The sequence below is a fragment of the Streptomyces sp. NPDC055962 genome, from assembly GCF_042270185.1.
Lineage (GTDB): Bacteria > Actinomycetota > Actinomycetes > Streptomycetales > Streptomycetaceae > Streptomyces.
The window spans coordinates 108,523-132,010 of record NZ_JBHJYN010000002.1; the positions used below are offsets into that span (position 1 = coordinate 108,523).

At 70.6% G+C, this 23,488-nt stretch carries 23 protein-coding genes; 10 read left to right on the plus strand and 13 right to left on the minus strand.

The features are described from left to right. Nucleotides 1–168: 168 nt before the first annotated feature. Nucleotides 169–957, plus strand: a complete 789-nt coding sequence (locus ACFC51_RS05800) for a S16 family serine protease (RefSeq protein ID WP_376380871.1) — start codon at nucleotides 169–171, stop codon at nucleotides 955–957. On the opposite strand, the gene ACFC51_RS05805 is transcribed toward ACFC51_RS05800, so the two are convergent. The 8 genes from ACFC51_RS05805 to ACFC51_RS05840 form a co-directional block, all read right to left on the minus strand. Continuing rightward, on the minus strand, nucleotides 887–2,206 hold the full coding sequence (locus ACFC51_RS05805) for an MFS transporter (RefSeq protein WP_376380868.1): 1,320 nt from the start codon (nucleotides 2,204–2,206) through the stop codon (nucleotides 887–889). The two genes, ACFC51_RS05800 and ACFC51_RS05805, sit on opposite strands and share 71 nt — an antisense overlap. A gap of 2 nt (nucleotides 2,207–2,208) precedes the next feature. After that, nucleotides 2,209–2,391 carry a hypothetical protein gene (locus ACFC51_RS05810; RefSeq protein WP_376380865.1) on the minus strand — a complete coding sequence of 61 codons (183 nt, stop codon included), beginning with the start codon at nucleotides 2,389–2,391 and terminating at the stop codon, nucleotides 2,209–2,211. Nucleotides 2,392–2,404: 13 nt separating this feature from the next. Then, the gene (locus tag ACFC51_RS05815) at nucleotides 2,405–3,016 is read right to left on the minus strand and encodes an ArsR/SmtB family transcription factor (protein WP_376380862.1); all 612 of its coding nucleotides are present in this window, start codon (nucleotides 3,014–3,016) and stop codon (nucleotides 2,405–2,407) included. Between the two features lie 259 nt (nucleotides 3,017–3,275). Next, nucleotides 3,276–4,244, minus strand: a complete 969-nt coding sequence (locus ACFC51_RS05820) for a glycine betaine ABC transporter substrate-binding protein (RefSeq protein WP_376380860.1) — start codon at nucleotides 4,242–4,244, stop codon at nucleotides 3,276–3,278. Beyond that, entirely contained in the window at nucleotides 4,241–5,095 is an 855-nt protein-coding gene (locus ACFC51_RS05825) for an ABC transporter permease (protein ID WP_376527134.1), read from the minus strand. The genes ACFC51_RS05820 and ACFC51_RS05825 overlap by 4 nt, the downstream gene beginning before the upstream one ends. Next, nucleotides 5,092–6,363: an ABC transporter ATP-binding protein gene (locus ACFC51_RS05830; protein ID WP_376527135.1), complete on the minus strand. Its 1,272-nt coding sequence runs from the start codon at nucleotides 6,361–6,363 to the stop codon at nucleotides 5,092–5,094. The genes ACFC51_RS05825 and ACFC51_RS05830 overlap by 4 nt, the downstream gene beginning before the upstream one ends. Beyond that, nucleotides 6,356–7,003, minus strand: coding sequence for an ABC transporter permease (locus ACFC51_RS05835; RefSeq protein WP_376380853.1), 648 nt, complete (start codon nucleotides 7,001–7,003; stop codon nucleotides 6,356–6,358). The genes ACFC51_RS05830 and ACFC51_RS05835 overlap by 8 nt, the downstream gene beginning before the upstream one ends. 16 nt (nucleotides 7,004–7,019) lie before the next feature. After that, nucleotides 7,020–7,493 (minus strand): Lrp/AsnC family transcriptional regulator, encoded by a 474-nt coding sequence (locus ACFC51_RS05840; protein ID WP_376380850.1) that lies wholly within the window; start codon nucleotides 7,491–7,493, stop codon nucleotides 7,020–7,022. 122 nt (nucleotides 7,494–7,615) lie between these two features. Here ACFC51_RS05840 and hppD point away from each other — a divergent pair, with 122 nt between their 5' ends. Next, on the plus strand, nucleotides 7,616–8,761 hold the full coding sequence (gene hppD / locus ACFC51_RS05845; RefSeq protein ID WP_376380847.1) for a 4-hydroxyphenylpyruvate dioxygenase: 1,146 nt from the start codon (nucleotides 7,616–7,618) through the stop codon (nucleotides 8,759–8,761). Between the two features lie 166 nt (nucleotides 8,762–8,927). Here hppD and ACFC51_RS05850 read toward each other — a convergent pair whose 3' ends face one another. Next, a complete protein-coding gene (locus ACFC51_RS05850; protein WP_376527137.1) occupies nucleotides 8,928–10,580 on the minus strand; it encodes a hypothetical protein in 1,653 nt (550 codons plus the stop codon). 97 nt (nucleotides 10,581–10,677) lie between these two features. Between ACFC51_RS05850 and ACFC51_RS05855 the strand changes: the two genes are divergently transcribed. Next, on the plus strand, nucleotides 10,678–12,045 hold the full coding sequence (locus ACFC51_RS05855; protein ID WP_376380057.1) for an FAD-binding oxidoreductase: 1,368 nt from the start codon (nucleotides 10,678–10,680) through the stop codon (nucleotides 12,043–12,045). A gap of 17 nt (nucleotides 12,046–12,062) precedes the next feature. Here the strand turns inward: ACFC51_RS05855 and ACFC51_RS05860 are convergent, their stop codons facing one another. Beyond that, the gene (locus ACFC51_RS05860) at nucleotides 12,063–12,539 is read right to left on the minus strand and encodes an SsgA family sporulation/cell division regulator (protein WP_376527139.1); all 477 of its coding nucleotides are present in this window, start codon (nucleotides 12,537–12,539) and stop codon (nucleotides 12,063–12,065) included. Nucleotides 12,540–12,756: 217 nt separating this feature from the next. On the opposite strand from ACFC51_RS05860, the gene ACFC51_RS05865 reads away from it, so the two are divergent. Together ACFC51_RS05865 and ACFC51_RS05870 are read left to right on the plus strand one after the other, a co-directional pair. Next, nucleotides 12,757–14,250 (plus strand): RDD family protein, encoded by a 1,494-nt coding sequence (locus ACFC51_RS05865; RefSeq protein WP_376527141.1) that lies wholly within the window; start codon nucleotides 12,757–12,759, stop codon nucleotides 14,248–14,250. Between the two features lie 91 nt (nucleotides 14,251–14,341). Then, entirely contained in the window at nucleotides 14,342–15,001 is a 660-nt protein-coding gene (locus ACFC51_RS05870; RefSeq protein ID WP_376380065.1) for an RDD family protein, read from the plus strand. Between the two features lie 16 nt (nucleotides 15,002–15,017). On the opposite strand, the gene ACFC51_RS05875 is transcribed toward ACFC51_RS05870, so the two are convergent. Then, complete coding sequence (locus ACFC51_RS05875; protein WP_376527143.1) at nucleotides 15,018–15,305, minus strand: hypothetical protein; 288 nt, start codon at nucleotides 15,303–15,305, stop codon at nucleotides 15,018–15,020. A gap of 390 nt (nucleotides 15,306–15,695) precedes the next feature. Between ACFC51_RS05875 and ACFC51_RS05880 the strand changes: the two genes are divergently transcribed. Both ACFC51_RS05880 and ACFC51_RS05885 read left to right on the plus strand, forming a co-directional pair. Beyond that, nucleotides 15,696–18,095 (plus strand): immune inhibitor A domain-containing protein, encoded by a 2,400-nt coding sequence (locus tag ACFC51_RS05880; protein WP_376380071.1) that lies wholly within the window; start codon nucleotides 15,696–15,698, stop codon nucleotides 18,093–18,095. 122 nt (nucleotides 18,096–18,217) lie between these two features. Then, entirely contained in the window at nucleotides 18,218–18,562 is a 345-nt protein-coding gene (locus ACFC51_RS05885) for a hypothetical protein (protein WP_376380074.1), read from the plus strand. A 37-nt stretch (nucleotides 18,563–18,599) separates the two neighbouring features. On the opposite strand, the gene ACFC51_RS05890 is transcribed toward ACFC51_RS05885, so the two are convergent. Beyond that, nucleotides 18,600–19,184, minus strand: a complete 585-nt coding sequence (locus ACFC51_RS05890; protein ID WP_376380077.1) for an isochorismatase family protein — start codon at nucleotides 19,182–19,184, stop codon at nucleotides 18,600–18,602. A gap of 163 nt (nucleotides 19,185–19,347) precedes the next feature. Then, entirely contained in the window at nucleotides 19,348–20,676 is a 1,329-nt protein-coding gene (locus ACFC51_RS05895) for a nicotinate phosphoribosyltransferase (protein ID WP_376380079.1), read from the minus strand. Nucleotides 20,677–20,764: 88 nt separating this feature from the next. Here ACFC51_RS05895 and clpS point away from each other — a divergent pair, with 88 nt between their 5' ends. The 3 genes from clpS to ACFC51_RS05910 all read left to right on the plus strand — a co-directional run bounded on the left by clpS (nucleotide 20,765) and on the right by ACFC51_RS05910 (nucleotide 23,449). Beyond that, a complete protein-coding gene (gene clpS / locus ACFC51_RS05900) occupies nucleotides 20,765–21,073 on the plus strand; it encodes an ATP-dependent Clp protease adapter ClpS (RefSeq protein WP_376380082.1) in 309 nt (102 codons plus the stop codon). 43 nt (nucleotides 21,074–21,116) lie between these two features. Continuing rightward, nucleotides 21,117–21,704: a DUF2017 domain-containing protein gene (locus ACFC51_RS05905; protein WP_376380085.1), complete on the plus strand. Its 588-nt coding sequence runs from the start codon at nucleotides 21,117–21,119 to the stop codon at nucleotides 21,702–21,704. Between the two features lie 314 nt (nucleotides 21,705–22,018). Next, nucleotides 22,019–23,449 (plus strand): amino acid permease, encoded by a 1,431-nt coding sequence (locus ACFC51_RS05910; RefSeq protein WP_376380088.1) that lies wholly within the window; start codon nucleotides 22,019–22,021, stop codon nucleotides 23,447–23,449. Nucleotides 23,450–23,488: the final 39 nt, after the last annotated feature.

Here is a 23,488-nt window from a genome sequence, read left to right on the forward strand (position 1 = left end):
ACCGGACAGGTGCCGGAGAGCCACCGGACAGGTTCCGGAACCACGGGACAGGTCCCGGAGCCACCGGACAGGTGCCGGAGAGCCACCGGACAGGTTCCGGAACGCCGGACCGCCCCGGTGGCGTCGGGGCGGTCGGGGCCCGGCGCGTGTGGCGGATAGATTGGTCGGGTGGCCATTCGTCTCTCCCGCCCTCGCGCCCTCGCCCTCTGCGCCCTGCCCGTTCTCGCCCTGTTCGGCACGGCGGCCTTCGCGCCCCTGCCGTTCACCGTGGCCCAGCCGGGCAGTACCGCCGATGTGCTGGGGGACGACAAGGGGACGCCGGTCATCACGATCAAGGGTGCGCCGACCCGCAGCACCGACGGCGAGCTGCGGATGACGACGATCCTCGCGACCTCGCCGACGGCCGACATCGGCATCGGGGACGTGGTGGACAGCTGGTTCAGGGCGGACCGGGCGGTCATGCCGCGCGACTCCGTCTACCCGACCGGTGACACCGAGAAGGAGATCGAGCAGCACAACCTCCAGGACATGGAGAAGTCGCAGAACGTCGCCGTCGACGCCGCCCTGAACTACCTGGACAGGAAGCCCGGCTCGGTCGACATCACCCTGCACCTCGCCGACGTCGGCGGCCCCAGCGCGGGCCTGTTCTTCTCGCTGGGGATCATCGACAAGCTGGACGGCGACGGTTCCGGCGGAGACCTGACCGGCGGCCGCAACGTCGCCGGCACCGGGACGATCGAGGCCGACGGCAAGGTCGGCGCCGTCGGCGGGGTCTCCCTCAAGACGCAGGCCGCCCGGCGCGACGGCGCCACCGTCTTCCTCGTGCCGAAGGCCGAGTGCAAGCAGGCGAAGGCCGAGAAGCCCGAGGGTCTGCGGCTGATCCCCGTCACGACACTGGAGAGTGCGGTGTCCTCGCTGCGGGCGCTGGATCAGGGCGGCACGGTCCCGAGCTGCTGACCTGGGGCTCCGGGCTTCCCATTCCGCGCCAGGCGGGGAAGACGAGCGGGCTCAGCGTCGCCAGGAAGTACACCCCACCCATCGCCAGCAGTGCCCCGGTCGCACCCATGCCCTCGACCAGCAGGCCCGCCGCGAGGCCGCCGACCGGCATGGCGAGTTCACAGCCGGCCGTGAGCGCGCCGGACACCCGGCTCCGCAGGTCCTCGGGGACCCGTTCGTACGTCACCGTCGTCAGGATCGGGTTGAGCATGCCTCCGGCGACGCCTCCCAGCGCCATGGTGACCGCGAGGGGCAGCGTCGTCCCGGTGAGGGCCGCGACCGCGAATCTGGGGGCTCCGCACAGCACCACGCACACCGCGAACACGGTCCGGCGCGAGAAGCGGTGCCCGACCGCCCCGTAGAGCAGGGCGCCCGTGAGGCCGCCCGCGCCGAACAGCGCGGTGAGCAGGCCGAGATCGGTGGCGCCGCCCAGCTCGCCCTCGGCGTGCACGGGCAGCAGCACGGCGTTCCAGCCCTGGTCCGTCCCGTTCATGAACATCACCATGACCACCACGGCGAGCAGCAGCCGGTTGCCCAGCAGATAGGCGTAGCCCTCGCGCAGCTCGGCGCGGTACGTACGCAGGGAGACCGGGGCCGTGGCCCTGCGGGGCTCGGCCGCGCGGATCCCCCGTACGCCCGCCGCGACGAGCAGTGCGGACAGCGCGAAGGTGGCGGCGTCCAGGAGGAGCACGGTCTCGGCCCCGACGACGGCGATCAGGACGCCCGCCAGTGCGGCACCGACCATGCGGGCGCCGCGCGACACCGCGTCGAAGAGGCTCGCCGCGCGGGCGAGCGTGGTGCCCGCGTGCTCGGCGAGGTCAGGCACCAGGACGTAGCGCGCGGTGTTGCCGGGCGTGTGCGCCAGCCCGTTGACGGCCATCAGCGCGCACAGCATCCAGAAGTCGAGCACTCCCGCATGGTGCAGCAGAGGGACGGAGGCGACGGCGGCCGCGCACACCGTGTCGGAGGCGACGGCGACCCGCCGCCGGCCCACTCGGTCGATGACCGGCCCGCCCACCAGGGCCGCGACGACGATCGGCAGGGTCGCGCAGAACGCGACGACCCCCGCCTTCCCGGCGCTCCCTGTGGTCTCCAGGACGAACCACGGTACGCCGATGAGGGTCAGCGAAGTCCCTGCCGTCGATATCGAGTTCGCCGCGAGGACGGCCACCAGCGGGGTGCGGTGCGGTGTGCGTCTCCCCCCGTCCACGGTCACACCGCCCGCGGGGCGCGGGTCCGTGCGGGAGGTGCCTGGGTCAGCTTGAGACCCAGCTCGATCATCGTCCAGCCCATGCGGTGGCGGATCCCGGGACGCAGCGGGCGCAACTCGGCTGCTTCGGCGTGGAGTTCGGCGGCGCGGTAGGTGTGCAGCAGGAAGTGGATGTCGCTGTGCATGACGGTGATCCCCTCAGTCGGTGGGGCGCGGGAACATGTGCAGGTGGGTGCGGACGACGGCCGACCCCTCGGTGTCGTCGGGGACGCGGCCCCGGTAGCTGTTCACCAGGTCCTGGATCTTCTGGGCGAGTTCCTGGGACAGCTCCGGGGTGAGCCGTAGCTTGAAGTCGCTGAGGTCGAAGCTCTCGCGCCACGCCTCGGGCCACTCGTGCATCGTCCCGAGCCAGGTGTTCAGCTCCTGGGCGTGGGTGGAGGCCGACTCGTGGAGCAGCACCCCGACGGCGCCGCGCACCTCGGCGTCCGGGTGGTCCAGGAAGCTGCTGCTGTCGAGGGTGGTGCCCATGTGGACGGCCTTCCACCACCGCTCGCGCCCCTTGCCGCGCTCCGGGGCGTCCTCGACGAAGCCGTACGCCGCGAGCTGGCGCAGGTGGTAGCTGGTGGCGCCGCTGGACTCGCCGAGTCGCTCGGCGAGTCCGGACGCCGTCGCCGGGCCGAACTCCCGGAGGGCGTTCAGCAGGCGGATGCGCAGGGGGTGGGCGAGCCCGCGCAGCGTACGGGCGTCGATCCGGTGGAGGTTCAGTTCATCCGCACCGGGTTCGCGGTCCTTGTGCTCGTTCGATGGCATGGCACGACCATAAAGTTGCAAAGACTACTTTGCAACATTTTTTTGCAACGAGTTCTTTGCATGCACTCCGGGAGGCCGGGAGGCCGGGAGGCCGGGAGCCGAGGGCCGGACGCAGTGACGCCGGGGTCCGCACCGCGTGTTGCGGCGCGGACCCCGGCGTACAGGCGGTCCCGGGCGTATCGAGCCGGTGGGCTCCGCATATCGGGCCGGTGGGCTCCGCGTACGGATCCGGTGGGCTCCGCGTACGGATCCGGTGGGCTCAGCCCTCCTTGATGAATCCTTCCTGCACCAGCCAGTCCTTCGCCACCTCGTGCGGGTCCTCACCGTCCACATCGACCTTGGAGTTCAGCTCCTGGGCGAGCCGGGTGGTCAGCTTCTCGGTGACCGGCGCCAGGAGTCCGGCGATCTCCGGGTACTTGTCGAGGGTCGCCGTGTGGATGGCGGGTGCGGCGTTGTAGTTGGGGAAGAACTGCTGGTCGTCATCGAGGACGTCGAGGTTCATCGCCTTGATCCGGCCGTCCGTGGTGTACACCTCGCCGAGCAGGCAGCCGCCGGTGTTCACCTGGGTGTAGATGATCCCCGCGTCCATCTTCTTGATGTTCGCGGCGGGCAGCTTCATCCCGTAGTGCTTCTGCATGCCGGGCAGCCCGTCGTCGCGCGAGGCGAACTCGTTCTCCACGCAGACGGTGACGGCCTTCGGGTCCTTCTTGGCGAGCGCGGCCACGTCCGAGAGGTTCTTCAGGTGGTACTTGGCGTTGTTCTTCTTGCTGATCGCCAGGGCGTACGTGTTGTCGAGGGTGGACGGCGGCAGCCAGGTCACCCCGTTGCCGATGTCCTCGTCCCGCACGGCCTTCCACTGCTTCTGCGGATCGACGATCGGCTTGGCGTGGCCCAGGTAGGTGATCCACGCCGTGCCCGTGTAGTCGTAGAGCGCGTCGGCGTCGCCCTTGACGACCGCCTCGCGCGCACTGATCGACCCCGGCAGGTTCGTCCGGTCCAGGACCTCGGCACCCGCCGCCTTGAAGATCAGGCCCATGATCTGGCCGAGGACGATGTTCTCGCTGAAGTTCTTCGAGGTCACCGTCAGGGAGGCGCCCTTGAGCGGCTGCCCCTTCCCGACCGACCCGGGTTCCACCTCGTCCACCAGCGGCGATCCGCTCTTCAGCCCGCACCCCGTGAGGAGGAGGGCGAGCGCGGCCGCCGATGCCAGGCCCGTACGTACCCTCACGCTTCCTCCAGTCCACGCGGCGTCAGCCACAGTTCGACCAGCGAGGCCAGCCAGTCCACCAGCAGTGCGAGCACCACCGTCAGTACGGAACCGAGCACCAGCACGGGCATGCGCTGTGTCTGGATGCCCGAGGTGATCAGGTCGCCGAGACCTCCGCCGCCGCCGAAGGTGGCGAGGGTCGCGGTGCCCACGTTGAGCACCAGGGCGGTGCGTACGCCCGCCAGGATCAGCGGGACGGCGAGCGGCAGCTCGACCTTGGTGAGCGTCCCCCTCGCCGACATGCCGATGCCCTTGGAGGCCTCGACGAGCGTCGGCTCGATGGCGTTCAGACCCGCCACCGTGTTGGAGAGCACGGGCAGGACGGCGTAGATCACCATGCCGATGATGGCCGTCGACGGACCGATGCCCAGCCAGATCACCAGCAGGGCCAGCAGCCCGATCGCGGGCGTCGCCTGGCCGATGTTGGCGAGGGCCGTGACGCCGGGGGCCGCCTTCTTGAGGCCGCGCCGGGTCAGCGCGATACCGAGCGGGATCGCGATGATCAGCACCCAGAAGGTGGAGATCGCGGTCAGCCTGACGTGCTGCCACCAGCGCAGCTGCACGGTGTCGCCGGCCAGCGAGTTCTCCGCGACCGAGTCGAGGTCGACGTTGGTGATCCACAGATAGGTCGCGACCAGGACGACCGCGCAGACGGCCGGCACCAGCACGAGCTTCTTCCAGGTGAGACGGCGCGCCGGACCGGACGACGACGGGGTGGGCTCCGCCTCGTCGTCGCGGAAGGGGTGGCCCTGCACGTCGTGCTCGCCGGGTGGCCGCTCCCCCTTCGGGGGTGCCTGATGACTGGGGGTCACAGCCCGCCGTCACCCCCCTCGAGCTCGTGCTCCGTCCGGTGGACGCGCAGCTCCTCCAGGTCGTGCTCGTGCTCCATCGCGGCGAGCCGGTCGGCCTCCAGGAGCTCCTGCACGGAGTTCATCAGGGTCTGCATGTCGACGACGCCGATGAACTCACCGCGCCGTCCCGTCACGGCGACCCGGCCGCCGCTGTCGGTCAGTACCGCTTCCAGCGCGTCGTGGAGCGTCGCGTCCCGGGTCACCGTGTCGTGCACCAGCTGCCCGGCGCGGGCCAGCGAGCCCTTGGCCCGCATCAGGTCGCCGCGCCGCAGCCACTTGTACGGACGGTTACGGCGGTCCAGCATCAGCAGCTCGCTGTGCCGGCCGTCCCGCAGCTTGTTGAAGATCGACTGGAGCGGGTCCTCGACGGTCACCGTCGGGAAGTCGGCGATGCCCACGTCCCGTACGCGGGTGAGGTTGAGCCGCTTCAGGGCGGCGCCTGCTCCCACGAACCCGGAGACGAAGTCGTCGGTCGGGTTGGTCAGGATCGCCTCGGGGGTGTCGAACTGCGCGATGTGCGACCGCTCCCGCAGCACGGCGATGCGGTCGCCGAGCTTGATGGCCTCGTCGAAGTCGTGGGTGACGAAGACGATCGTCTTGTGCAGCTCGTGCTGGAGCCGGATCAGCTCGTCCTGCAGGTGGTCGCGGGTGATCGGGTCGACGGCGCCGAACGGCTCGTCCATGAGCAGCACCGGCGGGTCGGCGGCGAGGGCGCGCGCCACCCCCACTCGCTGCTGCTGGCCGCCGGAGAGCTGGCGCGGGTAGCGCCCGTGGAACTCGCGGGGGTCCAGCCCGACCAGGTCGAGCATCTCCTCGACGCGGTCCTTCACGCCCGACTTCGACCAGCCCGTCATCTTGGGCACGAGGGCGATGTTCTCGGCGACCGTCATGTGCGGGAAGAGACCGGAGGACTGGATCGCGTAGCCGATCTTGCGGCGCAGCTTCACCGGGTCCATGTCGGTGACGTCCTCGTCGTTGATCTTGATCCGCCCGGACGTCGGCTCGATCAGACGGTTGATCATCTTGAGCGTGGTGGACTTCCCGCAGCCGGAGGGGCCCACGAGGATCACGGTCTCGCCGGCCTTGATGTCCATGGACACGTCGTCCACGGCGGGGGCGGGACTGCCCGGGTAGGACTTGCTGAGGTTCTCCAGCCGGATGGTGGCGCCCGAGGTGGTGGCCGGGCGCGGCGGGTCCTGCTCGGTCGACGCGGTGGTGGTCTCAGGCACGGATCCCCCTAGGGATGGTGAGCCGCCCGAGCAGGACGTACGCGGCGTCGAAGAGCAGGGCGAGAATGACGATGCCGATCGTGCCGGCGAGAACCTGGTTGATGGCGTTGGCGCTTCCGAGTGAGGCGAGGCCGCGGAAGATCTCGTTGCCGAGTCCGGGGCCCGAGGCGTAGGCGGCGATGGCGGCGATGCCCATCAGCATCTGGGTGGAGACCCGGATGCCGGTGAGGATCGGCGGCCACGCGAGGGGCAGTTCCACCCTGAGCAGCCGCCGGGTCCGCGACATGCCGATGCCCTTGGCCGCGTCGACCAGGGACGGGTCGACCCCGCGCAGCCCGACGATGCAGTTACGGACGATGGGCAGCAGCCCGTACAGCGTCAGGATGATCACGGTGGGCGGGACACCGAGGCCGACCAGGGGGATCAGCAGACCGATCGCGGCGAGCGACGGAATGGTGAGGATCGCCGAGGTGGACGTGATCGCCAGGGAGCCGCCCCAGCCGCTCCGGTAGCTGACGACACCGATCAGGACGCCGATGAGCGTGGCGATGACCATGCACTGGAAGACGGCGCTGGCGTGTTGATACGTGTCAGTGAGCAGTTGCTGATGGCGGGTGCCCACATACTCCCAGAAGTTCACATGTTGCTCCGTAGGCTCAGTCGGTGTCCCCTGCAGCCTGCTCAACCAGCGGGATAATACGCAGCGGCACCGGGTTTTCCATGACGATCGCCGTGGAAGCCCGGACAATGCCATCAAAACCGACCACGCGGTCGATCACCCGCTGGAGGTCGGCGTTGGAGCGGGCCACCAGGCGGCAGAGCATGTCCCCGTGCCCGGTCGTGGTGTGCAGCTCCAGCACCTCCGGTACGCCACGCAAATGGGCTCGTACGTCGGCGCCTTGGCCCTGCTTGATCTCCAGCGTGGCGAACGCGGTCACGGGGTAGCCGAGCGCCGCCGGATCGACGTCCGGGCCGAGGCCCCGGATGACGCCATTCGATTGAAGCCGGTCCAGCCGGGCCTGCACCGTCCCGCGCGCCACCCCGAGCCGCCGCGACGCCTCGAGTACACCGATACGGGGCTCGCGGGCCAGCAGCACGATGAGCCGTCCGTCCAGATGATCGATCGCCATGGTCCGCCTCCTGATGGTCAGCCTGTACAGATAGCCCGCTCATCCTGGCGTTCCGCTGCACAGATTGACCAGGGGATCGGCGAACTGTTGCGCACCTTGCGAACCGGCGGGAACCTTCGGACATGACTGAGACTGTGCACACCACCCCCGACACCGCCCGGCAGGCCGATCCCTTCCCGGTCAAGGGAATGGACGCGGTGGTCTTCGCGGTGGGCAACGCCAAGCAGGCGGCGCACTACTACTCGACCGCCTTCGGCATGAAGCTCGTCGCCTACTCCGGGCCGGAGAACGGCAGCCGCGAGACCGCGAGTTACGTCCTGACCAACGGTTCGGCCCGCTTCGTCCTCACCTCCGTCATCAAGGCGTCCTCCGAATGGGGCACCTTCCTCGCCGACCACGTGCACGCCCACGGTGACGGCGTGGTCGACCTCGCCATCGAGGTCCCCGACGCCCGCGCCGCCTACGCCTACGCCGTCGAGCACGGCGCGCGGGGCATCACCGAGCCGTACGAGGTCAAGGACGAGCACGGCACGGTCACCCTGGCGGCCATCGCCACGTACGGGAAGACCCGGCACACGCTGGTCGAACGCGGAGGCTACGACGGCCCGTACCTCCCCGGCTACGTGGCCGCCGCCCCGATCGTCGAGCCGGCCGCCAAGCGCACCTTCCAGGCCATCGACCACTGCGTCGGCAACGTCGAGCTCGGCCGCATGAACGAGTGGGTGGCCTTCTACAACACGGTCATGGGCTTCACCAACATGAAGGAGTTCGTCGGCGACGACATCGCCACCGAGTACTCCGCCCTCATGTCGAAGGTCGTCGCCGACGGCACGCTGAAGGTCAAGTTCCCCATCAACGAGCCGGCGATCGCGAAGAAGAAGTCGCAGATCGACGAGTACCTGGAGTTCTACGGCGGTGCGGGCGTCCAGCACATCGCGCTCGCCACGAACGACATCGTCGCCTCCGTGAAGGCGATGCGGGCGGCCGGCGTGCAGTTCCTGGACACCCCGGACTCCTACTACGACACGCTGGGGGAGTGGGCGGGCGAGACCCGCGTCCCGGTGGAGACCCTGCGCGAGCAGAAGATCCTCGTCGACCGCGACGAGGACGGCTACCTGCTGCAGATCTTCACCAAGCCGGTCCAGGACCGGCCGACGGTCTTCTTCGAGATGATCGAGCGGCACGGCTCGATGGGCTTCGGCAAGGGCAACTTCAAGGCCCTGTTCGAGGCGATCGAGCGCGAGCAGGAGAAGCGCGGCAACCTCTAGGCATCCGGCCCTCCGGCTCCCACGTTCCTCAGCTCTCCGGCCCTCCGGCTCTCACGTTCCTCAGCTCTCCGGCCCTTCGGCTCTCACGTTCCTCAGCCCTCCGGCCCTCCGGGACACACGGAAGGGGCCCACCTCCCGACGGGAGGTGGGCCCCTTCCGTGTGTCCCTACGGAGCCGCCGTGGCCCCGGACTTCGTGGCGGACGGCGACGGGGCCGCCGACCCGCCGGGCTGCGCCTTCGGCTCCTCCTCCGTCTTCGCCCCGGGCCCCGTCTCCGCCTTCGGTTCCTGCCGGGGCTGCTCCTGCTTCTGTTCGGGCTCGGGCGAGGGCTCGGCCGAGGGCTCCGGCGCGGGCGGCCGCATGTCCGCCGGGCCGCCCTCCGCCGGCTCGCCCAGCGCCTCCAGTCCCTCACGCGCCAGAGGGGCGGCCAGCGGCGAGAAGCCCGGGTCGGTGCGCAGGGCCTCCTCCAGATGGCCCCGGGCCGGCCCGTCCTGGCCGAGAGCGCTCTCGATCATGCCCAGGTGGTAGGCGTACGAGGCATCCCGCACGCCCGTCTCCACTGCACGCTCGGCGTACTGCACGGCCTCCTCGCTCCGGCCCGCCCGGTGCAGCGACCAGGCCAGGGTGTCCGCCACCGCCGCGCTGCGGCGCTGCGCGTCCCACGCCGTGCGCATCAGCGCCACCGCCGCCTCCGGGTCGCCGTGGTCGGCCTCGAACCGGGCCTCGGTCAGCGACTCGTCGACCCCGGCCGACCGCGCCCGCGTGAGGAGGTCGCGGAGCGCGGCGTACTGGGTACGGGCGTCACCGTCGAGGTCCAGCGACTCGTACAGCTCGCCCAGTTCGAGCAGGTACTCGGGGCGGGGCAGCTTCGCCGTCACCGTGCGGTAGTCCGCCAGCGCCCCGTCCGTGCGGCCCAGGGCGGCCAGGGCGCGGGCGCGGCCCGCGAGGGAGGCGAGGTGGCCGCGGTCGGTCCGCAGGGCCGCGTCGTACTGCGCGAGGGCCTCCGCGGGTTCTCCCCGCTCCGCGGCCAGGCCGCCGAGCCGGTGCAGGGCCGCCGCCTTCGCGGCGGGCGTGGGGGAGCGGTCGGCCGCCTCCTGTGCGGTGGCCAGGGCGTCCTCGCGCCAGCCCTGGTTGCGGTACATCTCCGACGTCCTGGCGAGAGCGGGGGCCCCCTTGCGCAGCGCCGCGAACTTCTCCGTCGCCCTGGCCGCCGCCGCGTACTCGCCGAGGCCGTTGTACGCGTCGATCAGGACCGGGTACACCGTCCAGTTCTTCGGCTCCCGCGCGCGGACCGTCTCGCCCCACCTCTTCGCGGCGACGAAGTCGTTGCGCGCGGCGGCGAGTGCCCCGAGACCCACCCAGGCCTCCGCGTTGCCGCGCTCGCCCGGCTGGGCGGCCAGCGAACGCTGGAGGGCCTGCTCGGCCCGGCCGTAGTACCCCACGTCCGCCGACCGCCGACCCCATTCCACGTACGCCGTGCCGAGCACCGCCCACGACGGGGCGTCGGCGGGGTGCGTCTCCACCCAGGTCTGCCGGTCGCCGATCAGCGCCGTCAGGTCGGACAGGGAGGCGGGGGAGCCCGCGGCCGCCGCGGCCTCGGCCCGTGCCACGGGCCCCGCCACGGGCGGCGCGGCCTCCTCCGCGTCGTCCGGTACGGCGATCACCGCGCCGGCCACGAGCACCGCGCCGGCCAGCGCCCCGAACGCCGCCCTGCGCAGCGTGGTGCGCATCGGCGTGGGAGGCGGGGGGACGGCCGTCGCGCCGTGGGGCGGCAGGGGGGAGAGGGGCGGCTCCGGATTCTGCTGCGGCTTGGCATCCATGGCCATCACTCTGCGTCAGTACGAAGATCGCATCGCGCTCCGCGAAGGCTGACGCAGACGGGTTCACACCATTGGCCCCGGGTGTCACGCTTGGATCATGGACGATCTTCTCGAACGACTGCGCGCAGGGCTTCCGGCCGAGGCACTGATCACGGACCCGGACATCACCGCCTCGTACGCTCACGACATGGCGAGCTTCTGCGACGCCGGAGCCCCCGCCGTCGTGGTGCTCCCCCGCACGGTCGAGGAGGTCCAGCACGTGATGCGGACCGCCACCGCCCTCCGGGTCCCCGTCGTGCCCCAGGGCGCGCGCACCGGTCTGTCGGGGGCGGCCAACGCCACCGACGGCTGCATCGTCCTCTCCCTGGTGAAGATGGACCGCATCCTGGAGATCAGCCCGGTCGACCGGATCGCGGTCGTCGAACCCGGCGTCGTCAACGCCACGCTGTCCCGCGCCGTCAACGAGCACGGGCTGTACTACCCCCCGGACCCGTCGAGCTGGGAGATGTGCACGATCGGCGGCAACATCGGCACGGCGTCCGGCGGCCTGTGCTGCGTGAAGTACGGCGTCACCGCCGAGTACGTCCTGGGGCTGGAGGTCGTCCTGGCCGACGGGCGGCTCCTGAACACCGGGCGGCGCACCGCCAAGGGCGTCGCCGGATACGACCTCACCCGGCTCTTCGTCGGCTCCGAGGGCAGCCTCGGCATCGTTGTCAAAGCCGTCCTCGCACTGCGCCCCCAGCCTCCGCAGCAGCTCGTGCTCGCCGCCGAGTTCCCCTCCGCGGCGACGGCCTGCGACGCGGTCTGCCGGATCATGGAGCGGGGACACACCCCGTCACTCCTCGAACTGATGGACCGTACGACCGTGCGTGCCGTCAACGCGATGGCCTCCATGGGGCTCCCGGAAACCACCGAGGCGCTGCTGCTCTGCGCCTTCGACACGCCCGACCCGGCGGCCGACCTCGCCGCCGTCGGGGAGCTGTGCACCGCGGCCGGGGCCACCGAGGTCGTGCCCGCCGACGACGTCGCCGAGTCCGAACTCCTGCTGCAGGCCCGCCGGCTGTCCCTCCCCGCCCTGGAGACGGTCAAATCCGCCACGATGATCGACGACGTGTGCGTGCCGCGCTCCCGGCTGGGCGCGATGATCGAGGGGACGGCCGCGATCGCCGAGAAGTACGGACTGACCATCGGGGTCTGCGCCCACGCGGGCGACGGCAACACCCACCCGGTCGTCTGCTTCGACCACACCGACGCCGACGAGTCCCGCAGGGCACGCGAGTCCTTCGACGAGATCATGGCGCTCGGCCTCGAACTGGGCGGCACCATCACCGGCGAACACGGCGTCGGAGTGCTGAAGAAGGAGTGGCTCGCCCGCGAGCTGGGAGAGGTGGGCGTCGAGGTGCAGCGCGGCATCAAGGCCGCCTTCGACCCCCTCGGACTGCTCAACCCCGGCAAGCTGTTCTGACGCCTCCGCCCCGCTGCTCAGCCCTCGCCGTCCGTCGGCTCGTCCTGCGACCAGGGGTCGCTGAGCCACAGGTCGTCGGCGGGCAGCGGGGTGAGCAGCTCGGCGAGGGCCCCGTCCAGCCCGAGCAGCGTGCTCTCGGTCCCCGGAGGCACCACCCGCAGAGTGCGCTCCACCCACGCGGCCAGGGCGGCCGAGGGCACCTCCAGGAGGGCGTTGCCGTCCGGCGAGGTGAGCGCGACACAGATGAGGGCCCGCTCCTCGACCCTGGTCGGCCAGATCCGTACGTCCCCGTGCCCGCACGGCCGGAACACCCCTTCCACGAGCAGCTCCCGGGCGAACGTCCAGTGCACCGGCGACTCGGAGCCGATGTGGAAGATGATGTGCACGGCGTACGGGTCGTCGGTGAAGTAGGAGAGCCGGGCCGGTACGGGGACGGACCGCTCGGGCGACAGGACCAGCTTCACTTCCAGCTCGCGTTCCACGGCGTTCAGCATGAGGGTGTACGACCTTCCGATGCTCGTAGGGGCCGGTCCCTCGACCGGTCCGCACAAGGAGAGAGCGCCCTCCCGGACGTCTATGACGCGACTTCCCAGAAAAACTTGCCCGGACCCTGAAAGTGGTCCAAACAGCAGGACCGGCCCGGGGGTGCTCGGAGGTCTGGTAAATGTGGACCCTTGTATTGAGGACTCGAAGAGATGCGGGACCACGGTCATGAGCGCCCCAACCCCGGCACCCGGTGACGAAAGCCCCCGCGAGGGGTACTACCCCGACCCGTCCATTCCCGGATACGTCCGGTACTGGAACGGCGCCTCGTGGGTCCCCGGTACGAGCCGGCCCGCGCCCCCGCAGGGCGAGACGACCCCGGGGACGCCGCCCGCCCCCGCGGCCGACGCGGCTCCCGTGCCGCCCGCCCCGGTGGACGAGACCGGGCCGATGTACCTCGACGAGGTCGGCGCACCGGACGGCGGCGGCGAGGTGGACGCGGCGCCCGGCCGTCCCCGGCCGGCGTCCGCCTGGCAGGCCGACACCTCCCGGCAGACCGGTTTCGGCGGTGAGCGCGACCACCGAGTCTCGTGGGGCGGCCAGGACCCGCGTACGACGGAGCCGGAGCCGTCCGACGCTCCCGCATCCCCCGCTCCGGCGGACGGCCCGCGGGCCGACCCGCGGCGCCCCGCCGGCCAGGACCCGACGCGCGGTGCCCTGCCCGGGATGCGGGACGGCAACGACGAGGTTGCCGACGGCACCGCCGTCCTCCGCCTCGACCGGCCCGGCGGCAGCGGTGGCGACACCGTCCGCCCGCCCTCCGACGGCACGGTCACGATCCGTGCCGTGGGTCCCGGCGGCGCCGCGCGTCCCCCGCACCCCCGTGCGGAGGAGCCGGCGGTGCCCGACGGCACCATGGCGATCCGCGCCGTGCCGCCCGGCGGTTCCACCCCGTACCCCTCCGCCCCGTCTCCCACCCCGCCCCGGGCGCAGGCCCAGGCACCGGCCCTGAACACGCCTCTGACACCGGGCCCCGGCGGCGGATCGGCCTCCTGGGCGCAGCAGGCGCACCCGTTCGCGCAGCCCGAGCGGACGGCCCGCCCGCAGCAGCCAGGGCCCCGGCAGCAGAGCCCGATGCCGGCGCAGCAGCAGGGTGCCGGGGCGGAGCAGCAGCAGCCCGTCGTGCCCTGGAAGCCCCCGGTGGACGATCCGTTCCAGCAGCTCGCCCGGTCCCAGGCCGCCGCCCGGCCCGCCGCGCTCGGGAAGCGGCTGGCCGCCCGGATCCTGGACACGGTCGTCCTCGGCGCGCTCGTGGGAGCGGCCGGTTTCCCGTTGGTCTCTCAGGCGATGGACCACATCGACCAGAAGATCGAAGCGGCCAGGATGTCCGGCGAGACCGTGACGGTCTGGCTCCTCGACACCACCACGGCCGGGCTCCTCGGCGGAGTGCTCGCCGCCTTCCTGGTCCTCGGCTTCCTCCTGGAGGCCCTGCCCACCGCCAAGTGGGGCCGCACGCTCGGCAAGAAGCTGTGCGGCATCGAGGTGCGGGACATCGAGTCCCACGACGCGCCGGCCCTGGGCGCCGCGCTGCGCCGCTGGCTGGTCTACGGGGTGCTGGGGCTGCTCGTCGTCGGTGTGCTCAACGTGCTGTGGTGCCTGATCGACCGGCCGTGGCGCCAGTGCTGGCACGACAAGGCGGCCCGCACCTTCGTCGCGGGCTGAGAAAGGCCGCGTACGCCCGTGTGCTGACGCCCCGTCCCCCGAAGGGACCTCAGCCGTTGCGGGTCTTCGCGGGCCGGGGTGCACTGCCCCCATGAGTACTGAACCACCGCCTCCGCCGCCCGACGACGACCCCTTCTCGAAGAGGCCGCCGCAGGGCCCCCCGCCCCCGTCGGGCGGCTCTCCCTACGGCGGGGGGACGCCACCGCCGCCGCCTCCGCCGAACGACCCGTACGGGGGCGGTGGTCCGTACGGCGGTGCGGATCCGCTGGCCGGGATGCCGCCGCTCGCCGAACCGGGCAAGCGGATCCTGGCGCGGCTGATCGACTTCCTCATCATCTCGATCCCGCTGTATCTGATCTCGCTGCCCTTCGGCGGGGCGGTCGACGTCTCGTCCGACGACGGCAACGACGACTTCGGCAACGCGGTCGGCAACGCCTACACCGGCCATCAGCTGGTCTGGTCGCTGATCGGCCTGGTCGTCTACGTCGCCTACGACACCTACTTCACCCACAAGGACGGCCGGACGCCCGGCAAGCGGCTGCTGAAGATGCGGGTCGCGATGCTCAACGACGGCTCGGTCCCCGACACGAGCTCCTCGCTGATGCGGGCCGTCGTGCTGTGGCTGCCGGCCCTGCTGTGCTGCCCGTGCCTGTGGTGGCTCATCAACATCGTGCTGATGTTCACCGACAAGCCCTACCGGCAGGGCCTGCAGGACAAGGCGGGCAAGACCGTCGTCGTCAGCGTCCCCTGAGCAGCGGGTCAGCGGGTCAGCGGTGCAGGGAGTGCTCGCCGACGCGCTCCCGCTGGGCGGCGGCGATCTCCACGCCCTCGATGGTGCGCCGGGTGCGGGCCGCGGTGGGCGGAGCCGTCCTCCGGACCGTTCTCGCGCGGGCCGGCAGGGCCAGGGCGACCAGCAGGCCGAGCACCAGCGCCACGGTGCCGACGACGGCGACGCCGATGCCCGATCCGGTGCGGAAGAGCAGCAGCATGGCGAGGGCGGAGCAGACGACGGTGGCCGAACCGTAAAGGATCTGTGCGGCAGTCGGACGCGGCATGGCGGTATCCGTCCTCGGGGTGTCGGATAGGGAAGTCTCTCAACACGTTCGCACTGTCAATCGACTCTACGACGGTGGATGCCCCTGAGGAACGGGTAGTAAGCGTGACCTAACCCACGGTACCGGTGCACAGGGGGCGCACGGAGTCACGTCGTCGCCAACGGGAGCCCCCGACGCGCCGGTCGGACGAAGGGGTGCGAAGGGGCCGCCTCGATGCACGTCCGGATAGCGGGAAAGGGCTCCCGCATAGTGCACTTGGTGTGTGCAAGTCAAGATCTGTCTTTTCTCTCATAACTCCGATCGAATGTCGTCACTTGTGACGCGTTGAACGCGCGCGGCCCGTTCTCACCCCCTGGCCGCGGACGCGAACGCCGGGGAGGACTGCATCAAGTGACCACTCAGAGACGGGCGATACGCGCCACCGCGGTAGCCGTGGCCCTGGCCGCCACCGCCGCTACGGCGTCCACCTTCGCCACCGCCCAGGCGGACGACAAGGGCCCGGGATCCGGCGCCTCCGTCGTCGACCGGCGCGACCCCGCACCGGTCAAGGCGAGCGAGCACGACCTGGAAGGCCCCTTCAGCAAGGAGCAGGACGCCCAGCGGCAGGCCGCGCTGGAGCAGGTCCTGTCCGGCGACAAGAAGGTCACCTCCAAGGGAGGTTCCAAGGTCGTCAAGCTCGGCAAGAGCAAGTACGTCGAGCTGGGCCGGGAGAAGACCGACAAGATCTTCACCGTCCTCGTGGAGTTCGGCGACAAGGTCGACGACACCACGATGTTCGACCCCGACGGCGACGGCCCGAAGCCGCCCGTCAAGAAGTACGGCGGCACACCGGGCCCGCTGCACAACGAGATAGCCGAGCCCGACCCGGCGAAGGACAACAGCACCGCCTGGCAGGCCGACTACGACCAGCAGCACTTCCAGGACCTGTACTTCGGTCAGGGCAAGGGCAAGGAATCGCTGAAGACGTACTACGAGAAGACGTCCTCCGGACGCTACTCGGTCGACGGCGAGGTCTCGGACTGGGTCAAGGTCCCGTACAACGAGGCCCGTTACGGCTCCAACTACTGCGGATCGACCAACTGCGCCAACGTCTGGGACACCGTCCGCGACGGCGTCAACGCCTGGGTCGCCGACCAGAAGGCCAAGGGCCGCACCCAGGACGAGATCAAGGCCGACCTCGCGCAGTACGACGCGTGGGACCGCTACGACTTCGACGGTGACGGCGACTTCAACGAGCCCGACGGCTACATCGACCACTTCCAGCTGGTCCACGCCGGCGAGGACGAGTCCGCGGGCGGCGGTGTCGAGGGCACGAACGCCATCTGGGCGCACCGCTGGTACGCGTACGGCACCAACGCGGGCGCCACCGGCCCCGAGGGCAACAAGGCGGGCGGCGCCGAGATCGGCGACACCGGCATCTGGGTCGGCGACTACACCGCGCAGCCCGAGAACGGCGGCCTCGGCGTCTTCGCCCACGAGTACGGCCACGACCTGGGCCTCCCGGACCTGTACGACACCTCCGGCGGCGGCGAGAACAGCGTCGGCTTCTGGTCCCTGATGTCGGCCGGCTCCTGGCTCGGCACCGGCGACGGCCAGATAGGCAACCTCCCGGGCGACATGACCGCCTGGGACAAGCTCCAGCTGGGCTGGCTCGACTACGCGACGGCCAAGGCCGCCACGAGGTCGACGCACAAGCTGGGCGTCTCGGAGTACAACACCAAGGACAAGCAGGCGCTCGTCGTCGAGCTGCCCGAGAAGGAAGTCACCACCACCGTGACGAAGCCCGCCGAGGGCTCGAAGCAGTGGTGGAGCGACATGGGCGACGACCTGTCGAACACCCTGACCCGCACGGTCGACCTGACCGGCAAGTCGTCCGCCTCGCTGGACCTTTCCGGCTGGTACGACATCGAGGCCGACTACGACTACCTCTACACCGAGGTCTCGGAGAACGGCGGCACCAGCTGGACCGCGCTCGACGGCACCGCCGACGGCAAGGCCATCCCGCGTGACGCCAGCGACAAGCCGGCCCTCACCGACGTCTCGGGCGCGTACAAGAAGCTCGTCTACCCGCTGGACGCCTACGCGGGCAAGAAGATCGACCTGCGCTTCCGCTACCAGACGGACGGCGGCGCGGGCGGCAAGGGCTTCGCGGCCGACGCCATCACCGTCACGGCCGACGGCGCAGCGATCCTCACGGACGGCGCCGAGGGCGACGACAACGGCTGGACCGCCAAGGGCTTCTCGCGGATCGGTGAGTCGTTCACCAACGACTACCCGCAGTACTACATCGCGGAGAACCGCCAGTACGTCTCGTACGACAAGACCCTCGAGGTCGGCCCGTACAACTTCGGCTTCTCCACGACGCGCCCCGACTGGGTCGAGCACTACTCCTACCAGAACGGCCTCATGGTGTGGCTCTGGGACACCTCCCAGAAGGACAACAACACCTCGGTCCACCCCGGACAGGGTCTGATCCTGCCGGTGGACTCGCACGCCAAGCCGCTGAAGTGGTCGAACGGCACGCTGCTGCGCAACAAGATCCAGCCGTTCGACGCGCCGTTCAGCTGGTACCCGAACAAGGGCTTCACGCTGCACAACGCGGACGTGGCGCTGAAGATCAAGCCCTCGCTGGGCGTCCCGGTCTTCGACGACCGCAAGGGAACCTACTGGTACGCGGAAAACCCGACAGGAAGTGTCAAGGTTTCTGACACCAACACCCGGCTCACCATCGTGAACGAGCCGCTCAGCGGCTCGACGATCACCGTGAACGTCGGACCCTCGGGCAAGTAGTCCGAAAAACGCCTGGTCACAGCATGATCGGCCGTCGCCCTCTAGCCGGGCGGCGGCCGGTCGTGTTTAGGTGCGTCCTACCGATCCTTATTGACACGAAGTCTTACGGGGGAGCGCGAAGCATGGCAGGCGGAGGTTTCTGCAGGTTGCCCAACGGCACCGTGGTGGTGGCACTGACCCTGAACGGCCCGGCCGGCGGATCCGGCCCCGGAGAGCCTGTCCGGGTGCTGGTGCACGCGGCGAACCGGGCGCGCGCCCTGACCAGGCTGCGCAACCTCGGACTGCGGGCCGTCTATCTGAGGGGCAACGCCCAGCCGCCCACACCGGACGAGGTCACGGCGGTCCTGCACCACCCGGACGGGCTGCTGTGGCGGACGGCGCCCCAGACGGGCCAGGAGCTCTGGCACCCGATACGGGCGCTGCTGGGACCCTCCGGCTACGCGGGACCGGCCCGCCCGGCGGCCTGAGCGGGCCGGCAGGGGGCCCGGAGGGGCGGGGGAGGGGTCAGACGACCGGCTTGCCCGACAGCTCCACGCCCGCGGTCCGCAGCTCCTCCAGGGCGCGCTCCGTGGTCCCCTCGGCGACGCCGGCCGTCAGCTCCAGCAGGACGTGCGTGGCGAAGCCCTCGCGGGCGGCGTCCAGGGCGGTGGCCCGTACGCAGTGGTCCGTGGCGATGCCGACGACGTCGACGGCGGTGACGGAGCGGTCCCGCAGCCACTGGGCGAGCCCGACGCCGTTCTCGTCGACGCCCTCGAACCCGCTGTAGGCCGCGGAGTACGCCCCCTTGTCGAAGACGGTGTCGATCGCTCCGGACGCCACGGCGGGGGCGAAGTTGGGGTGGAAGCCCACCCCCTCCGTGCCGGCGACGCAGTGCGGCGGCCAGGAGCGCTCGAAGTCCGGGGCCGCGGAGAAGTGGTCACCGGGGTCGATGTGGTGGTCGCGGGTGGCCACCACGTGGCTGTATCCGGGCTGGGCCTCACCGATCAGGTCGGTGATGGCGGCGGCGACATCGGCGCCGCCCGCCACCGCGAGGCTGCCGCCCTCGCAGAAGTCGTTCTGAACGTCGACGACGATCAAGGCGCGATGCATGGCGGTTGTCCTTCGGTGGGGGTTCGGCGGGTCGGGTGGACATCTACGGCGGGGATGCCACCGAGCCTAGAGACTCGGCGCACCCTGCGGGAGGGGGCACACACCCCCGCTCTCGCGCCGGGACCGGCCGGGTGTCACGCCCGCGGCCCGGCCGGGTCCCGCCTCACACGTACTCGGTGGGCAGCACCGGCTCCCCGCGGGACAGCTGCATCGCCGACATCGGGAGCCCCGCACGCGCCGCGACGTGCCGGTCGCGGGCCGCCTCCAGCGGCTCCCGTCCGACCACCTCGCCGCCCCTGACCAGCTCCACCAGCAACTGCCGGTCGGTCAGCTCAGCCGGGACCTCCCCGCTGCCGATCACCTCGGCCTCGGCCACCCCGGCCTCGTCCAGCCGGCGTGCCGCCCACTTGCGGCCGCCCCTCGACGACTTCGCGCCGAGCGACTTCTTCACCACCGGAAGCAGCGGATCGGCCGGATCGGCGGACCGCGCACGCGCCACCAGCTTGTAGACCATGGAGCACGTCGGGTGCCCGCTCCCGGTGACCAGCTGGGTGCCCACGCCGTACGTGTCGACGGGCGCGGCGGCCAGCGAGGCGATCGCGTACTCGTCCAGGTCGGACGTCACCACGATCTTCGTCTCCGTGGCCCCCAGCTCGTCCAGCTGCTGCCGGACCCGGTGCGCGACGAGCAGCAGGTCGCCCGAGTCGATGCGTACGGCGCCGAGCTCAGGACCCGCGACCTCCACGGCCGTGCGGACGGCCTCGGTCACGTCGTAGGTGTCCACCAGCAGCGAGGTGCCCCGGCCCAGGGAGTCCACCTGCGCCTGGAAGGCGTCGCGCTCGCTGTCGTGGAGGAGGGTGAAGGCGTGCGCGCTCGTCCCGACCGTCGGGATGTTGTACCGGAAGCCGGCCGCCAGGTCGGAGGTGGTGTGGAAGCCGCCGATGTACGCGGCACGGGCCGAGGCCACCGCCGACAGCTCGTGGGTGCGCCGGGCGCCCATCTCGATGAGCCTGCGGCCGCCGGCGGCGGCCGACATCCGGGAGGCCGCGGCGGCGATCGCCGAGTCGTGGTTGAGGATCGACAGGATCACGGTCTCCAGCAGCACGCACTCGGCGAAGGAGCCCTCGACCCGCAGGAGCGGCGAGCCAGGGAAGTACACCTCGCCCTCCGGGTAGCCCCAGATGTCGCCGCTGAAGCGGTAGTCGGCCAGCCAGTCGACGGTGGGGCCGTCCACGACCTTCTGCTCGCGCAGGAAGCCGAGCATCTCGTCGTCGAAGTGGAAGTTCTCCACCGCGTCCAGCACGCGCCCGGTGCCCGCGACGACGCCGTAGCGCCGGCCCTCGGGCAGCCGGCGGGTGAAGGCCTCGAAGACGGAGCGCCGGTCGGCGGTGCCCGCCTTCAGCGCCGCCTGCACCATCGTGAGCTCGTACTGGTCGGTGAAGAGCGCGGTCGACGGGACACCGACCCGACGACCAAGGTCCGCTGAGTTCATGCCGGGGATGCTACTCCCTATTCGTCAGAGTGACGAGATGGGGGCGCCGTTTGTGCGCGGGCCCCCCTCTGGTGGCAGCATGGGGTAGGTGAGCGTTGCTGCCCCCGTAGAGATCGAACGTCCCGAATCGGCCGAGGAGACCTTCGCCGTCCCTGAGCCCGATGTCCCCTGGGTGACGCTGGTGCACAACGACCCGGTCAACCTCATGAGCTATGTGACGTATGTCTTCCAGGCCTACTTCGGCTACCCGAAGGACAAGGCGCACAAGCTGATGCTCGACGTCCACCAGAAGGGCCGCGCGGTCGTCTCCAGCGGCAGCCGCGAGGAGATGGAGCGCGACGTCCAGGCCATGCACGGCTACGGGCTCTGGGCAACGCTGACCCAGGACCGCAACTGACCCACCGCTGCCCTCCGTCCGTAGACCCACCATCGGAGAACTCATGGCCGGCCACTTCGAGGCCACCCCAGGCGGCGGCGCGTCCGTCGCGCTCGACGAGGTCGAGATCGCCATCCTGCGCTCCCTCGCCGTCCAGCTGCTCGAACTGATCGGCCCCGGCGACGAACCGGCCGAGGGCGAGGACCCGCTCGCCGCCCTGTTCGCGGAGGGCCCCAGCGAGCCGCCCACCGACCCCGCGCTGGCCCGGCTCTTCCCCGAGGCGTACGGGGACGAGGACAAGGAGCTGCGCGAGGCGTCCGCCGAGTTCCGCCGCTTCACCGAGAACGACCTGCGCACCCGGAAGCGGGAGGACGCCCTCGCCGTCGTGCGCTCGCTGGACGCCCTCGCCCCCGTCCCGGACAGCGGTGCGGTGCTCCACCTCACCACCGGCCAGTGCCACCACTGGCTGGGCTCGCTCAACGACCTCCGGCTCACCATCGGCACCCGCCTCGAGGTGTCCGACGAGGACGAGGGGCAGGACGGCTCGCTCTACCGGCTGCCCGACAGCGATCCGCGGAAGCCGATGGTGATGGCCTATCTCTGGCTGGGCGCACTCCAGGAAACGCTCGTGGAAACGCTGATGCCCGACTGACGACCGGCCGGGTCCCGCCGGGTTCGCTCAACGGATGCTCAAATCCGAATAACGATCCCGTCACCTGAACGGCCTTCTTTGCAGTGCCTGGAAACGCTTGTCCGCTTTTTCCTGTGGCGTGCGCCACATAATGTCCGGTGGCCCCTGCCCGGGCCCGTGATAAATCTTCACGACCGCCCGGGGACGCCACCCCTGTCCCCGGGGGCGCTACAAGCCGGCCGAACGCCGGCGGCACTCCATCCATATCCGGGGGGATCAGGACCTGATCCGACGCCGACGACGGCGCGGATCGGCGTGGAGAAAGGCGCACCACCATGACATCGGCGCAGGTCGACAAGGGACAGGCGGACGGCCAGGGAGCCGTCGACGCCCCGGCGGGCGAGGGCTACCAGCGTGGCCTCGGAGCCCGCCAGATCCAGATGATCGCCATCGGCGGAGCCATCGGCACGGGGCTCTTCCTCGGCGCGGGCAAGGCCATCGACAGGGCCGGGCCCAGCCTCATCCTGGCGTACGCCATCGCGGGCCTGGTCATCTTCTTCATCATGCGCGCCCTGGGCGAACTCCTCATGTACCGCCCGGTATCCGGCTCCTTCTCGGAGTACGCGCGTGAATTCCTCGGCCCCTTCTTCGGATTCGTGACCGGATGGACCTACTGGCTCTTCTGGGTCGTCACCGGAATCACCGAAGTCACTGCCGCGGCCACCTATATGACGTACTGGTGGGATATTCCGCAGTGGCTGTCCGCACTGGTGTTCACCTTCATTCTGTACGGCGCCAACCTGATCTCGGTGAAGCTCTTCGGCGAGCTCGAGTTCTGGTTCTCGATGGTCAAGGTCACCGCGATCCTCGGCATGATCCTCATCTGTGCCGGCGTGCTCACCCTCGGCTTCTCCGACGCCGGTGACACCGCGACCGTCGCCAACCTGTGGAACGACGGCGGCTTCTTCCCCGAGGGCATCAGCGGCACGCTGATGACCCTCCAGATCGTGATGTTCGCGTTCCTCGCCGTCGAACTGGTCGGCGTCACCGCGGGCGAGTCCAAGGACCCGAAGACCGTCCTGCCCAAGGCCATCAACACCGTGCCGTGGCGCATCGCCGTCTTCTACGTCGGCGCGCTGATCATGATCCTCTCCGTGGTCCCGTGGAGCACCTTCAAGCCCGGCGTCTCGCCCTTCGTCGCCGCGTTCCAGGAGATGGGCCTCGGCATCGGCGCCGCGATCGTCAACTTCGTCGTGCTCACCGCCGCGCTCTCCTCCTGCAACTCCGGCATGTACTCCACCGGCCGCATGCTGCGCGACCTCGCGCTCAACGGCCAAGGCCCCAAGGCCTTCACCAAGCTGACGAAGAACGGCCTCCCGCTCGTCGGCACCACGTTCTCCGCCGCGCTGATGCTCGTCGGCGTCTGGATCAACTACCAGTGGCCGGGCGACGCCTTCAACTACGTCGTCTCCTTCGCGACCATCTCCGGCATGTGGGCCTGGATCATGATCCTGATCTGCCAGATCCGCTTCCGCGCCAAGGCGGACCGCGGCGAACTGCCCCAGTCCACCTTCAAGGCCCCCGGCGCACCCTTCAGCAGCTGGTTCGCCCTCGCATTCATCGCCCTGGTCATCGTCATGATGGCCATCGACAAGGACGCCAGGATCTCGCTGTACTGCGCACCCGTCTGGGGCCTCATCCTCGGCGTCTCCTACCTGGTGCTCAAGGCACGCAACCCCGAGAACACCGCGTTCGCCAAGCGCTGACCCGCGCCACGGCGCCTCCGGGACACGGCCGCCCCAACG